Below are 13,485 nucleotides of genomic sequence, written 5' to 3' on the forward strand. Positions count from 1 at the left end.
TAGTAAAAGCGAAAGGAATGATAACTAATGAAAAAAACATAATAATTATATCTAGTTCACCTAGAAAAAATGGAAACTCACAATTACTATGTAATCAGTTCATGCAGGGAGGGCACTAGACAAAGGCCATCATGTAGACATGATTCGCATCATGAATCAAAATATAGGATTTTGTAGAGCATGTGATGGATATGTGAGAAATGGTGGAACATGTATACTTAAAGATGATATGGCAGGTATACTTGATTTCTATCAAAAAGTAGTTGTGTTAGTTCTTGCTACACCAGTCTACTTTTATGTAATCAGTGCACAAATGAAAACATTCATAAATCGTACTTATCCTATCTGGCAGCATTTAAGTCAAAAAGTTGTCTATCATATTATATCTGCGGGACTAGGAGAAGATATCGTAGAAAGATCACTAGGTGATCTTGATGGTTTTGTAGAACATCTAGAAGAATATGAAATAAAGGGTAAGCTCTATGCCACAAATGTCATGGATGCAGGTCTAGTAAAGGAGCAGGATATATATAAAAAAGCCTATGAAATGGGCAACTCTATTTAACGACGGCAATTTAAAATAACTAGAGATATCCTATGTCTTAAGTATTAAAAATTACGGGGGTATAATTCTACCTCGTGATTTTTAATACTCTGAATGCTTATTTTAGAAATATCTATAAGCAATCGGTGTAAATACCTTGTTCTTATTTATTTGCTATCCTTTCGGATACTTGCGTAAAAGAATGTTGTATTCCTGGTTGATGTATAAAGGATACGATCACAATATGCCTAAGATAGAATGTATCTTTTAGTTCGTTGATTATTCGCATATAATTGCATAGGTAGCAGAAAAATTATGCACCACCCTTATGGGTGGTGCAGTTTATGATATGGTTAGTTATTTTGCAAATGATGCTACTATTTTTCACATTTATTCTTAGAAAAAAATGGATCATTAGCAAGATTCATTAAACTTTTAAGTTTATTAGGATCTTTTAACATGTCACCTAAAACACCAAATACAATATGGTTACTTTGCTCTTTTTCTTTACTTTCTAATGCATTCTTATGTTCTAATTCCATTATTTCTATCTTATGTCTTTGTTCTAACTCGCTTTTTTCTAGTTCCAATTTATGTTTTTCATTCAATGATTCTATATCAATTTCATGTTGTTTCATCAGTTTAGAAATTTCATGTCTGTTACTCTCTTTTAAAGCTTCTATTTCTGATTTGGCTTTCTTAGTTGCTACCAGATAAGTAATGAAACCACTAATCACAGCTGGAACACAAGATGTTAGTAATATATTTAAAATCGATTTCAATAATAAGACCTCCAATATATTTTGAACAATTAACATTTGACATTATAACAATCCAACAGCTTTTAAAATATCTTTTACACATTTGTGGATACTCAATGATGGATTCTCTCTGTAATACTCATAACCGCAATGATTTATTTTGTTGTAATCTCTCATATTTTGGTGCTCTATTTTTTCGGCATTTGATATTGCGAATATTACATCATTCAAAGTTAATGAATTTAATAATCTTTTAAAGTTTGTTTCTTCTTTGTATCTTGCCATAGATTCAAAGTGAGTATTAAAATTTCGGTTAATGTCTGATAAGTAATCTGATCTATAGGTTCTTTTTATTCTCATATTTGATTTATGTAAGATTATCCATAAGTCAAATGAATAGTTACTATATCCTAAGCTATACTTTCTAACTTTTTTCATTTTGGTTGCTTTTTTCATAGAACTTAAAGTATTTTTAAATGCTTCTTCATTTTGTGGTTCTTCAAAATCAAAAACATGAACAATTTCTATATTATCTACAGATGTTATCCTTTTAATTGCTGTAATAGGATTTTTTTGAACATATACAGTAAAATTCACCTTAAACAATGAATTCTCGTTATTATTAATTTGGTTTTCAAGCCATTTGAGATACCATTTTTCTGTTTCTCCTTCTACAGAAAAATAATAATTTTTACGTAATTTTCTATTCATGTGACTCATCCTCACTTGAGTTATCACTCATTAGATTTTCAAACAAATCATAGAAATCAATGTCTTTAACAGCACCATATCTTCCTAAGAAGTAGTGCTTCAAATAATCATCACTTAATCTAACTCCTGTAGTTCCAGATGTTTTAAAGTCTGATAAAGAATAATGAGTACTTAGATGTGTTTTTTCATCTCTTTCCACAAACTTGATTTCATCTCTTCTTACTATATTTGAATTCAAGAAAATAGGATTATGTGTATTAAAAATTAATTGTGCATTCTTTTTGTTGATATCATCATTATGGAAAATATTAATAATATTCATGACAGCCATTGGATGTATATTGGCATCAAATTCATCTAACACTAATACTGCACCTTCTGTCAAAGCTTTTAAAATCAATGGGAACATCTTAATAAATCTAATTGTTCCATAGGATTCAAAGATTTCTGCTGGGATTGCGATATTTTTATCTTTAAAGATTGAGCATAGTTGAGATTCTGCGCCATCTTCAGGAATAACGTAACCTAATGCATTTGAATTAATACCAAATAATTTAGCGGCTTCATTTGTAGTTTCACTAATATAAATTTTACCACTTTCTGTGCTATCTAATTTTCTTCTTGGTTCTGTAATATCTGCTCTATATATGACAATGAACTTTTCTATTAACCATTTTGAAATGAAAGATACTAATTTGGAACTGAACATTAATTTGAATCCATTTGTTAGAAATAGTTCAGTTTTATTTAAATTGTTTCTTGCTATTGCTTTTGCACTATCCTCATTTTCACTGAAATTATTAATTAAATATTGTTCGATACTATTTAGATTAAAGAATTCAAGTTTATCACTTCTTTCAAATATAGTTTTATCATTAATTCGCAGACATTCAAAAACTATTTTTCTTGAATAGTCTTTATCTAAAAATAACCCTAAATCAATTTCTAATTCATATTCAACTAATAAATCATCCTCAACAAAACGAATATAGAAACTAGTTGGTAGAGGAGATTTGTTTAAGTTATTTGGAATCAGTTCTAATTTTCCTTCAGAAACATCTGGCGATCTTAACTCATCGGTATTATTGATATGTCCCTTTAAAATGATTTCTTTGAAAACATCCATAGCAGAGATTATGTTTGTTTTTCCAGAAGCATTAGGACCATATATAATAGCTGAACATAATCCTTTATATGTTTTTTTACCAATCTTGTGTTTTAGAATGCTATACTCTAAACCTTTTTGTTTTGGAGCAGGCGTCATCACAAAATCCATTTCTTCTAAAAATGATTTGAAATTCTTTGTCTTAAATTCTAACAGCATATTTGCTCACCTCTATTTTGCAATATTTATTCAAAATTAAATTAATATACAATCATATTATATCATTTTTATTAAATAATGGAATGATTTTGCAATATTTATGCAAAATAAGAAAAAATATATGTGTAAGTGTATATGCAGTTGTTTTAATTGTGTAATGATAGACAACTAGTCTGTATTTTAATGGCCAAAAATGCCAGGAGTTCACTAAAACCCCTGGCATTATTACAAACCTATTATAGTCTTAATCCTTTTATGTCCTTTACACGTGACAATATAACATTACAGCTACAGCTTGTAACACCAGGAAGTGTATCTATCACATTATGAAGAAAATGTTCCATCTCTTCATTAGAAGATGCCACTGCATGTACATGTAGTTTATTTCTACCCGTTACTCTATAGATCTGAGTCACTATACCATTCTTATTTAATATATCAGTTACTTCTTTAAAAGAATCTGGCTTTGTTTCTACCTCAAAATAACAGGATACAGCACCACTGATCTTCTGAGGATTAATAATCGTAGTATATTCTTCAATAATTCCTTTATTCTCTAAAGCCTGAATACGTGCTTTAACAGCTACTCTAGAAATTCCAATCTTTTCTCCTATATCAGAATAAGACATACGGGCATTCTTTACTAATAATTGTATAATCTTCTGATCTAACTCATCCAATCCATTTAAATACATAAATATCACTCCTGTCTTATTTATCTTATCATTACGTAAAATAAATCACAAGTTGATATAAGCAAACTATTATACTATAATAGTTGCATAACGTAAGTATGAAGTTACGAAAAGGAGGCATATAATGAATAAAGATCTTACAAAAGGACCTGTTGTGAAATCAATGCTGTTATTTGCGATACCTATGATATTAGGTGATCTCCTGCAGCAATGTTACAACATTGCGGATACTTTAATAGTAGGGCAATTCTTAGGAAAAACAGCTTTAGCTGCAGTTGGTTCTTCTTTTACTCTAATGACCTTTATTACATCTATTATATTAGGCTTATGTATGGGTAGTGGCGCACTCTTTTCTATTAGATTTGGACAAAGAGATAAAAAAGGATTAAAACAGGATCTATGTGCATCCTTCTTCTTTATCGCCTTCATATCCATATTACTTAATATCATTGCTTATATATGTCTAGATGCACTTAAACTCTTTTTAAGAGTGCCTCATGAGGTATGGGGTGATATGAGATGTTATCTCCTATATATTTTTATGGGAATCATTGCGATATTCTTATATAACTTCTTTTCGGCTTATTTAAGATCTATAGGTAATTCAGTCATTCCACTTATCTTTCTTGCCATCTCTTCTATCTTGAATATTATTCTAGATCTTTATTTTGTACTTGTATTAAAGATGGGAGTCGAGGGTGCAGCCCTTGCCACAGTACTTTCTCAATATGTATCAGGTATAGGCATCGTGCTTTATACACTACTTAGATATAAAGAAGTACTTGTTATATTTAAGATTAGTTACTTAAAAAGAGAAAGAATTAAACAGATCATCTCTTTCTCACTTCTTACCTGTATCCAGCAATCAGTTATGAATCTAGGAATATTGATGGTACAAGGGTTAGTTAATAGCTTTGGTACAGTTGTTATGGCTGCATTTGCAGCTGCAGTAAAGATTGATGCCTTTGCCTATATGCCAGTACAGGACTTTGGAAATGCCTTTTCTACATTCATTGCTCAAAACTATGGAGCCAAAGAAAAAGAAAGAATACAAAAAGGACTCAAAGAAGCTGTTCGTATCTCTTCAATATTCTGTATAGTCATTTCTATTCTAGTTTATATATTTGCTAGACCTTTAATGATGATATTTGTAGATGCAAATGAAACAAGTATCATCCTAGAAGGTGTACGCTACTTAAGAATAGAAGGTGCATTCTATATTGGTATAGGTTGTTTGTTCTTGTTATATGGTCTATATCGTGCTTTAGGAAGACCAGGTATGAGTGTTGTCCTTACAGTATTCTCACTTGGTACAAGAGTCGCTTTAGCTTATATTTTATCTTCTATACCAGCACTAGGAGTCATTGGTATATGGTGGTCAGTTCCAATAGGCTGGGCACTTGCGGATTTAGTAGGATTAGTATATTACAAAATGAATAAACATAATTTATTAAGTTTTGGGGGAAAATTATAATAAAAGGCAAATGTATTGTATTAAACGCAAAGAAAATGAACTTTGATGGAAAGTTAGATTTTTCTGTATTATCAAGTGATGTCACTGTCTATTATGATACAACTGAAGATGAATTATTATAATGTATTCAAGATGCAGATATTATCGTTTCAAAAGACACAATCCTACAATTTCCAGATTCGGTCAAACTCATCTGTGAAGCAGGTACAGGCTACAACAACAAAGACTAAGAAGCTTGTCAAAAGAAAGGAATTACAGTATGTAATATTCCTACTTATAGTACAGAACGTGTGGCACATACTTTAATTATGTTGATGTTTAACATGCCGTGAGCAAGAATTCCCCCCACCTCTATACATGGGGGATGAATTGCGGTAAACACTCCGAAAAATAAGAAAAGCTGTAAAATTTTAAGTTGAATTTTACAGCTTTCTTCGCATATAATAATTATAGAAAATGGTTATTCATTAAGAAAGGAGACCGATTTGTATGGCAAATATTTTACCAGTGTCTGATTTGAGAAATTATAATGAAGTTTTAAAAAAATGCCACAGTGGAGAACCGGTGTTTTTGACTAAGAATGGCAGAGGGCGTTTTGTAGTGCTTGATATAGAAGATTATGAGCGTGATCGTGCTGAGAAAAAGCTATTAATGAAGCTGCAAGAAGCAGAGAAAGCAGTCAAAGACGGCGAAGGCTGGCTTAGTTTGGACGAATTAAAAGCACTTGTAGGGGAGTAACCTATGCTGAACTTACGAATTAACCCATTGGTTGCAAAGGACTTAAAAGAAATTCGTGATTATATCGCTGAAGATAATGCAGAATATGCTGCCAAGACGATCAAAGAAATTTATGGTAAATTTGAAAATGTTCAAATGTTTCCGGGGATAGGTGCAGATCTTTCCAAAAGAGTTAGTTTTCGGACAGATTACAAGTATGCGGTTTGGGAGAATTATGTGATTATTTATAAAATTGGAGAAGAGTATGTAGAGATTTACCGAGTGGTAAATCGATATAGGGACATTACGAGGATTTTTGATTGATTTTTTTATTAATGAAGGATGAACCATGATTATTAGAGAAGCAAGAACAGAAGATATAGAAAGAATATTAGAAATATATGACATTGCAAAAGCATTTATGAGAGAAACAGGTAACCCACATCAGTGGAATAGCAGTTATCCTGGTCTTAATATATTAGAAGAAGATATAAATAAACATCATCTTTTTGTGATGGAAGAAGATTCTATTATCCATAGTGTATTTGCTTTTATTATAGGAGAAGATCCTACATATAAGGAAATAGAAGGTGCATGGCTTGATCACAGTACTTATGGTACGATTCATCGTATTGCGAGTGATGGAACTATGCATCATGTTTTTAATAAGGCAGTCAATTTCTGTAGTGAGAGATGTGCTCATATAAGAGCGGATACACATGAAGATAATAAGGTTATGCAGAAGGTTATATTAAGAAATGGTTTTAAAGAAACAGGAATAATCTATATAGATGATGGTACACCTCGAATAGCATATGAGAAGGTGAAATAATGATTTGTTCTAAATGTGGATGTAGAGTAGAACCAGGTATGAAGAAATGCCCTGTATGTGGAAGTATTCTAGATAACGAATATACAAGATACGAAAAGAAGATGAAGAAAAAAAGAATACAGAAGAAAGCTGTTGGTTTTCTATTTCTTGTATCTGATATTATTCGTACTCTTATTGGTGTAGGTATAGCTTTATTTGGCTGTGTTGGTATGATGGAAGGTGATTATCTATTTGCAGCTAGTATAATCCTATTTGGATTATCGTTAATCCCTTATTGGTATAAGAAAGCATCTAATAAATTCATTGCGATTATCCTACCTATATTGTTTGTACTTCTGGGGGTTCTAGTTTTGTTGTTTACTATAGATTGACAGGAGAATTTCTCCTGTTTTTTTTTAGATTTCTAGAACATAATACTTGGGTGTACTGAACTAAAGTTTAAATTGCTTTCAAATATTTCAAAATATGAAAGCACAATGTTATATGATTGCAATTGATTGCATATGCCTAGAATTGGTGATAGTATACAGTTAAAGGAGAGTGATATATATGGCAAATACAACAGCTGTTTATGCCCGTATTGATACAGGGCTAAAAGAAAATGCTGAAGAGATTCTTTCTCAATTAGGCATTACGCCATCTAGTGCAATTCAGATGCTGTATAGTCAGATTGTATTAACCAGAGGTCTACCGCTTGACCTGCATTTACCTCCTACTAATCCAACTGCAATTGGTGGTATGAGTAGAGAAGAACTTGATGCAGAGTTAAGAAAAGGTGTTGAGTCATTAAAATCGGCAAAAACCTATACGGCAGATCAGGTTGATGCAGAATTGGCTAAGGAATTTGGCATATGAATGACAGGTATTCTGTAATCTATAATGAGGAAGCACGAAAAGATATTAAAGAGATTTATACTTATATTGCTTTTAAGTTAATGGTTCCTATTACTGCCGAGGATCAGATAAACAGAATTAGAAAATTGATCCATTCTCTTGATTGCATGCCTTCAAGATATCCAATTGTTGAATGGGAACCATGGAAGAGTTATGGAATGCATAGAGCACAGGTGAATCATTATGTTGTCTATTACGAAGTAGATGATAGTCAGATGGAAGTCATAATTATCAGAATATTCTATGATGGGCAAGATGTAGAAGGTATTACGTCACATATTAGTACTGATAATTGAATATTTAAGGAACAGTTATGATGATAGTGCTGTTCCTTTTATATTTTTAGGATAGAAAACTCTAAACATATGCAAAATCTATTCTAAAATATATTTTTTTAACACCTTTTTAAAGGCATTATAAAACCTCTATTCAAGACATAAGTTGAATAGATAGTGTATAATAGACATATCTTTGATACATAGAAAGGACGAATAATAATGAGATTATTTCATTTATCTGATCTTCATATTGGCTTAAAGCTGATGAATAGAGACTTAATTGAAGATCAACAATATATACTTGATAAAATTGTACGTTATGCAAAAGAAAGACAACCGGATGCAATTATGATTGCAGGAGATATTTATGATAAGGCTGTTCCTAGTGCTGAAGCAGTGAGTTTATTTGATGATTTTGTGACTTCTTTAAAGGAAGCAGTACCCCAATCTACTATTATGATGATTTCTGGTAATCATGATAGTGCTCCTAGAATAGATTGTTTTAGACAGGTACTACTTAAACAGAACCTCTATATGGTAGGTAACCCTCCTGAAAAAGAAGAAGATCATATTGAAAGAATTACTTTAAATGACAATTATGGACCTGTACATTTCTACCTTCTTCCTTTTGTGAAGCCATCCATGGTTAAAAACATTATAGGCACTAACGATGGAAGAAATTATTCTTATAATGAAACACTTAAAAAATTAATAGAAAGAGAAGAAATAAATACAGAGGATAGAAATGTATTGATTTCTCATCAGTTTTATTTACCTGTTAATAAGAAAGCAGAAGATATAGAACGTGCAGATTCTGAAATACGTACTGCAGGTAATATTGATGAAGTGAGTGGAGAAGTTTTACTTCCTTTTGATTATGCGGCATTAGGGCATATTCATAAGCCTATGAAGGTAGGAAGTGACTTGTATCGTTATTGTGGGACACCTCTCGCTTATTCTATGAGTGAGGCAGGACAAGATAAAGGTATTATTGAAATAGAAATGAAAGAGAAGGGGGTTGTAGAAACACAGGTTCTTCCTTTAAAACCACTCCATGAATTAAGAATTATTGAAGGGGAATTAAAGGATGTATTAGAACAGTCTTGTGATGATTTTGTGAGAGTAGTACTTACAGATAAACAGGACCTCAATGTCTTTGAAATGCAGGAGAAGTTAAAGAACGCCTTTCCTCGATTATTAGAAATTAGAAGAGAAAATATAAGAAAGAATAACTATCAGGCAGTCGTGAAGAAGGATGTCAAAATGGATCCATTTTCTTTATGTACTGATTTCTTAAATGGTGTTGATGAAGAAGAAAAAGAACTTCTAGAAGATATTATCAACCATGTGAAGGGAGTATAATATGAAGCCTATTAAACTTGTAATGGAAGCTTTTGGTTCCTATGCATCTAAAACTATTATTGACTTTAGTGAACCAAATCAGAACTTATTCTTAATCACTGGAGATACTGGCGCAGGTAAAACGACAATCTTTGATGCAATCGTATTTGCTTTATATGGTGAAAGCAGTTCGACTCTTAATAAAAAGACAGGAACTCTTTTGCAGAGCCAATTTGCCTCATTAGACGTCAAACCCTATGTAGAACTTACTTTCTCTCAAGGTTATGGCGATGATGAAAAGATTTATACGATTCATCGTATTCCTCAACATTATACTTATTATAAAGCAGGGGCTAAAAAGGGCTTGAGAAAAGAGAAAGCTGAATCTGGAAGTATCGCATTAATGATGCCGGATGGGTCTGAGTATCCGCAGAAGGAAGCCAATAAGAAGATTATTGATATTGTTCATTTGACTAAGGAACAGTTCATGCAGGTCGCAATGATTGCTCAGGGTGAGTTCATGGATGTATTACGTAAGACATCGAATGAAAAGAAGGAAATCTTTAGAAAACTTTTCCATACAGAAATCTATAATGATATTGTAGAAGAACTCAATCAACGTAGAAAAGAAACTGAGAAGAGTATTGGTGATATCAAGACAAAATGTATGAGTGAAGCAGGACATTTAAGTGTGGATGAAGGATATGAACAATTGGTGTTCTATATTGAAGCAATTAAAAGAGGAGAAATCAGTTACTTAGATGAACTTGTACAAGAATTAGAAGTTTATTGTAAGATTCAGGAAGAAAAACTGAATGAACAGAAACAATCTTTAAATGAAACTGAAAAATTAAAGGAAGAGAAGAAGTTTCAGTTAGATAAGGGAAGAGAACTGATTGATGCTTATTCAAATTTGGAAGTAGCCAGTAAACAGTTAACTGCTTTAGTTGCTCATAAAGAAGTAATTGAAAATAACTATAAGATGGCGTCAACAATTGATCATGCTTATAAGATCAAACAGGCATATGATGCTTATGTAGACGCTGATAAGCAATTGAAATTAACGCAAAGTAAACTCGATGAAGAGTTAAAAAGAGAGCCTGAACTGCGTTCAAAGTATGAAGAACTAAAAGAAAAGGATAATCGTGCTGATATAAAACACGAAGAATTTGTTAGATATTGTACACAAGAAACGGATAAAACGAAGAAAGATTTAGATAATAGAAAAACATTAAGTGATAAAACAAAAGAAATATCTGATATCAATAAACATACAGATGATTCTATTGAACAGCTGAATCATATAAAGAATTCTAAGAAATCATTAGTTAAGAAGCAGGAAGAAGGCAAAAAAGAATTAGACACTTTAAAAGATGTTGATACAGAAGCCGTTGTATTAGAGTCACAGCGTAAAGATTTCAAACTGAAGGTGGAATCTTATAATCAGCTAGTCAAAGATTTCAACAGTATTCAAATTAAAGAAAAAGAATTCATCACTACGCAGCATAACTATGCACGTTTAAGTGAAAACTATGGAAAGAAGAATCATATATATGAAGAGGCAAATAAGATCTTCCTAGATGCACAGGCAGGTATATTGGCTTCTACTCTTGTAGAAGGGACTCCTTGTCCTGTGTGTGGTTCTATCCATCATCCATCTCCTGCCTGCTTAAAAGAGGGTAAGGTACCAACCAAAGAAGAATTAAAAGATTTAAGAGAGACAAAAGATCAGGCGCTCATCTTAATGCAGAAAGAAAGTGCTAAGGCTTCTTCTTTAAAGACAACATTGGATGATATGAAAACAAAATATGATCTAGATTTAAGCAAGCTTGGTGCGATACTTGAATGTGATAATGATCTAGAATTATTTGAAAAGACATTGGTGAATGAAAAACAGATATTACAACAACAGGCTGATCATTTAAGAGATAAGAAAGAACGTTTCAATGAATTAAATACACTTCTTGAAAGTATTGATATAAAGTTGAAACAATATGAAGAGAAGGAAACTGCAATCACTGAGGCGATTCATCAATATGAAGTCAAGAAAGCTTCTCTTGATACAACTATTTCGCAATTAAAGAATCAGTTAAGCTATGCATCAGTAGAAGAAGCACAGAAGGCTTTAGATAAACTTATAAAGGATCAAGAGGCAGAAGATATTGCCTATAAGTTATTTAAACAGAAAGTGAGTGCTTCTCAAACAGCCTATGATAAGTGTCATACATTGATTAACACTTATAATGAATCTCTTCCACGATTAAAAGAAAGAGTTGAACAGGCAGATAACCATTATTCTCATCTAGTCGAAGAACTTCAGTGTGATGACTGGCAGAATATTATTTCAAAGTATCAGGAAAAAGATATTCAGCAGTTTAATGAACAGTATATTAGCTATACAAGAAAGTTTTCTGAATATACTTCTAAGAAGGAAACAATTGAAAAAGGAATTAATGGACAGCCATGTCCTGAACTTACTGTATTAGAAAATGAATACAATCAGGCAATGGATACTTATAAAAATCAAGCGGGTGTTGTACAGGTATTAGAACATAATTATACAAATAACAACGAATCATTAAATACCTTAGATGATATAGTGACTCATGCGAAAAAGCTGATTCATAAGAATCATCAATTGACAACTTTATATAATCAGCTTTCAGGTAATGTATCGGGATCTAGAATGGATTTAGAAACCTACGTTCAAAGAACATATCTAGAACGTATTCTTGTTGAAGCCAACAGACGTTTCTATGACATGTCTGCTGGTCAATATGAATTACATTTAAAGAATATTGAACAGGCGGGAGAAGGTAAAAACAAAGGGCTGGACTTAATGGTTTATTCTTTTGTGACTGATTCTGAAAGAGAAATTAATACATTGTCCGGTGGAGAATCATTTATGGCTGCACTTTCTTTAGCTTTAGGTATGGCAGATGAGATCAAGGAAAGTGCTGCAGGTATTGATTTAGATATCATGTTTATTGATGAAGGTTTTGGCTCTCTCGACGATCATTCAAGAGATGAAGCTGTTAAAGTACTTATGGATATGTCAGAAGGAACTAAGCTGATTGGTATTATTTCTCACGTATCAGAATTAAAACAGGAAATAGAAGATCAATTAGTTGTCTCAAAAGATGACAATGGTTCCCATGTAAAATGGCAGATCAGCTAAAAAAGATTGTCGTATGATATACACTTATGGCATAATGAGTGTGCGAGGTAAATACAATGAAAAATATTATTACACTAAAAGATGCATCGGGTACAGATATTGAATTCAAGATGCTTGATCAATTCACTCATGAAGAGCGTACATATGTCGTCCTTATGCCACATAATGAATCTACAACTCAGGTCTCTATCTATGAAGTAGTGCCTACTAAAGATGAGGGTGTAGATGGCTTATTAGGTATCACACCGGAATTGACTAATGTTCTCTTTGAAGTATTCAAAGAAAGAAACAAAGATAAATTCAATTTTGTAGAAGAATAGGCGATTGCCTATTCTTTTTTTTCTGGAAGTCATTATTTGTGCATGATATTTCTAATTGTATACATAAAGAGAATATAAATAAAAAATAGTTATATTTGGGTGTTGTAATATATAATTGTTACTGTATAATAGAGTATGGCATTGAAAGAGGGGAAGCATTATCTTATGAAAGAAGAGAAAAAGACAAATGCTGATTATAATGGGGAAGATAATCAGTTCAAATGCCAAAAGAAATTCTCCAATATACATATGATGAGAAATGGCTATCAGTATTCTGATCGTTACCTTGTCGTCAAGGCATCTCATTATATGCAAAAAAGGAAGCTGTAAGGTTCTTAATTGAGCCTTACAGCTTCTTCTATTTTTCATTGTAATGTGTATAAAATATGTTAGAATAGTGAAGGTTAAATTATTTG

15 protein-coding genes and 1 pseudogene are annotated in these 13,485 nt (G+C 31.9%); 12 read left to right on the forward strand and 4 right to left on the reverse strand.

Translation table 11 applies throughout. The features are described 5' to 3' along the window. Positions 1–121: 121 nt before the first annotated feature. Positions 122–565, forward strand: a pseudogene (locus tag NQ499_RS05965) (flavodoxin family protein); the annotation flags it as partial. A gap of 356 nt (positions 566–921) precedes the next feature. On the opposite strand, the gene NQ499_RS05970 reads toward NQ499_RS05965, so the two are convergent. From NQ499_RS05970 to NQ499_RS05985, 4 genes are all read right to left on the reverse strand, one after another. Further along, positions 922–1,326: a hypothetical protein gene (locus NQ499_RS05970; protein ID WP_040390106.1), complete on the reverse strand. Its 405-nt coding sequence runs from the start codon at positions 1,324–1,326 to the stop codon at positions 922–924. 42 nt (positions 1,327–1,368) lie between these two features. Further along, a complete protein-coding gene (locus NQ499_RS05975; RefSeq protein ID WP_006506574.1) occupies positions 1,369–2,016 on the reverse strand; it encodes an RloB family protein in 648 nt (215 codons plus the stop codon). Beyond that, on the reverse strand, positions 2,009–3,340 hold the full coding sequence (locus tag NQ499_RS05980) for an AAA family ATPase (protein WP_006506573.1): 1,332 nt from the start codon (positions 3,338–3,340) through the stop codon (positions 2,009–2,011). Before NQ499_RS05980 ends, NQ499_RS05975 begins: the two co-directional genes overlap by 8 nt. 236 nt (positions 3,341–3,576) lie before the next feature. Then, a complete protein-coding gene (locus NQ499_RS05985; protein WP_006506572.1) occupies positions 3,577–4,035 on the reverse strand; it encodes an Lrp/AsnC family transcriptional regulator in 459 nt (152 codons plus the stop codon). A gap of 124 nt (positions 4,036–4,159) precedes the next feature. Between NQ499_RS05985 and NQ499_RS05990 the strand changes: the two genes are divergently transcribed. The 11 genes from NQ499_RS05990 to NQ499_RS06040 all read left to right on the forward strand — a co-directional run bounded on the left by NQ499_RS05990 (position 4,160) and on the right by NQ499_RS06040 (position 13,399). Next, complete coding sequence (locus NQ499_RS05990) at positions 4,160–5,509, forward strand: MATE family efflux transporter (RefSeq protein WP_006506571.1); 1,350 nt, start codon at positions 4,160–4,162, stop codon at positions 5,507–5,509. Positions 5,510–5,998: 489 nt separating this feature from the next. Beyond that, positions 5,999–6,247 carry a type II toxin-antitoxin system prevent-host-death family antitoxin gene (locus NQ499_RS05995; RefSeq protein ID WP_006506569.1) on the forward strand — a complete coding sequence of 83 codons (249 nt, stop codon included), beginning with the start codon at positions 5,999–6,001 and terminating at the stop codon, positions 6,245–6,247. A gap of 3 nt (positions 6,248–6,250) precedes the next feature. Further along, the gene (locus NQ499_RS06000) at positions 6,251–6,550 is read left to right on the forward strand and encodes a type II toxin-antitoxin system RelE/ParE family toxin (RefSeq protein ID WP_006506568.1); all 300 of its coding nucleotides are present in this window, start codon (positions 6,251–6,253) and stop codon (positions 6,548–6,550) included. A 25-nt stretch (positions 6,551–6,575) separates the two neighbouring features. Beyond that, on the forward strand, positions 6,576–7,058 hold the full coding sequence (locus tag NQ499_RS06005) for a GNAT family protein (RefSeq protein WP_006506567.1): 483 nt from the start codon (positions 6,576–6,578) through the stop codon (positions 7,056–7,058). Then, positions 7,058–7,429, forward strand: a complete 372-nt coding sequence (locus NQ499_RS06010; protein WP_006506566.1) for a zinc-ribbon domain-containing protein — start codon at positions 7,058–7,060, stop codon at positions 7,427–7,429. Before NQ499_RS06005 ends, NQ499_RS06010 begins: the two co-directional genes overlap by 1 nt. A gap of 178 nt (positions 7,430–7,607) precedes the next feature. Next, positions 7,608–7,913, forward strand: coding sequence for a type II toxin-antitoxin system RelB/DinJ family antitoxin (locus tag NQ499_RS06015; RefSeq protein ID WP_006506565.1), 306 nt, complete (start codon positions 7,608–7,610; stop codon positions 7,911–7,913). Further along, positions 7,910–8,248 carry a type II toxin-antitoxin system RelE/ParE family toxin gene (locus tag NQ499_RS06020; protein WP_006506564.1) on the forward strand — a complete coding sequence of 113 codons (339 nt, stop codon included), beginning with the start codon at positions 7,910–7,912 and terminating at the stop codon, positions 8,246–8,248. The genes NQ499_RS06015 and NQ499_RS06020 overlap by 4 nt, the downstream gene beginning before the upstream one ends. Before the next feature lie 201 nt (positions 8,249–8,449). Next, positions 8,450–9,592 carry an exonuclease SbcCD subunit D gene (locus NQ499_RS06025; RefSeq protein WP_006506563.1) on the forward strand — a complete coding sequence of 381 codons (1,143 nt, stop codon included), beginning with the start codon at positions 8,450–8,452 and terminating at the stop codon, positions 9,590–9,592. A 1-nt stretch (position 9,593) separates the two neighbouring features. Then, entirely contained in the window at positions 9,594–12,749 is a 3,156-nt protein-coding gene (locus NQ499_RS06030; protein WP_006506562.1) for an AAA family ATPase, read from the forward strand. A 56-nt stretch (positions 12,750–12,805) separates the two neighbouring features. Further along, positions 12,806–13,069 (forward strand): DUF1292 domain-containing protein, encoded by a 264-nt coding sequence (locus tag NQ499_RS06035; protein WP_006506561.1) that lies wholly within the window; start codon positions 12,806–12,808, stop codon positions 13,067–13,069. Positions 13,070–13,234: 165 nt separating this feature from the next. After that, complete coding sequence (locus NQ499_RS06040) at positions 13,235–13,399, forward strand: hypothetical protein (RefSeq protein WP_155812872.1); 165 nt, start codon at positions 13,235–13,237, stop codon at positions 13,397–13,399. Positions 13,400–13,485 lie beyond the last annotated feature (86 nt).

This window comes from Catenibacterium mitsuokai, from assembly GCF_025148785.1.
GTDB lineage: Bacteria > Bacillota_I > Bacilli_A > Erysipelotrichales > Coprobacillaceae > Catenibacterium > Catenibacterium mitsuoka.

Coding starts and splice junctions, on each gene's coding strand:
- NQ499_RS05975 (WP_006506574.1), bottom strand. CDS start 2,016: ATGAATAGAAAATTACGTAAAAATTATTATTTTTCTGTAGAAGGAGAA.
- NQ499_RS05980 (WP_006506573.1), bottom strand. CDS start 3,340: ATGCTGTTAGAATTTAAGACAAAGAATTTCAAATCATTTTTAGAAGAA.
- NQ499_RS05985 (WP_006506572.1), bottom strand. CDS start 4,035: ATGTATTTAAATGGATTGGATGAGTTAGATCAGAAGATTATACAATTA.
- NQ499_RS05990 (WP_006506571.1), top strand. CDS start 4,160: ATGAATAAAGATCTTACAAAAGGACCTGTTGTGAAATCAATGCTGTTA.
- NQ499_RS05995 (WP_006506569.1), top strand. CDS start 5,999: ATGGCAAATATTTTACCAGTGTCTGATTTGAGAAATTATAATGAAGTT.
- NQ499_RS06000 (WP_006506568.1), top strand. CDS start 6,251: ATGCTGAACTTACGAATTAACCCATTGGTTGCAAAGGACTTAAAAGAA.
- NQ499_RS06005 (WP_006506567.1), top strand. CDS start 6,576: ATGATTATTAGAGAAGCAAGAACAGAAGATATAGAAAGAATATTAGAA.
- NQ499_RS06010 (WP_006506566.1), top strand. CDS start 7,058: ATGATTTGTTCTAAATGTGGATGTAGAGTAGAACCAGGTATGAAGAAA.
- NQ499_RS06015 (WP_006506565.1), top strand. CDS start 7,608: ATGGCAAATACAACAGCTGTTTATGCCCGTATTGATACAGGGCTAAAA.
- NQ499_RS06020 (WP_006506564.1), top strand. CDS start 7,910: ATGAATGACAGGTATTCTGTAATCTATAATGAGGAAGCACGAAAAGAT.
- NQ499_RS06025 (WP_006506563.1), top strand. CDS start 8,450: ATGAGATTATTTCATTTATCTGATCTTCATATTGGCTTAAAGCTGATG.
- NQ499_RS06030 (WP_006506562.1), top strand. CDS start 9,594: ATGAAGCCTATTAAACTTGTAATGGAAGCTTTTGGTTCCTATGCATCT.
- NQ499_RS06035 (WP_006506561.1), top strand. CDS start 12,806: ATGAAAAATATTATTACACTAAAAGATGCATCGGGTACAGATATTGAA.
- NQ499_RS06040 (WP_155812872.1), top strand. CDS start 13,235: ATGAAAGAAGAGAAAAAGACAAATGCTGATTATAATGGGGAAGATAAT.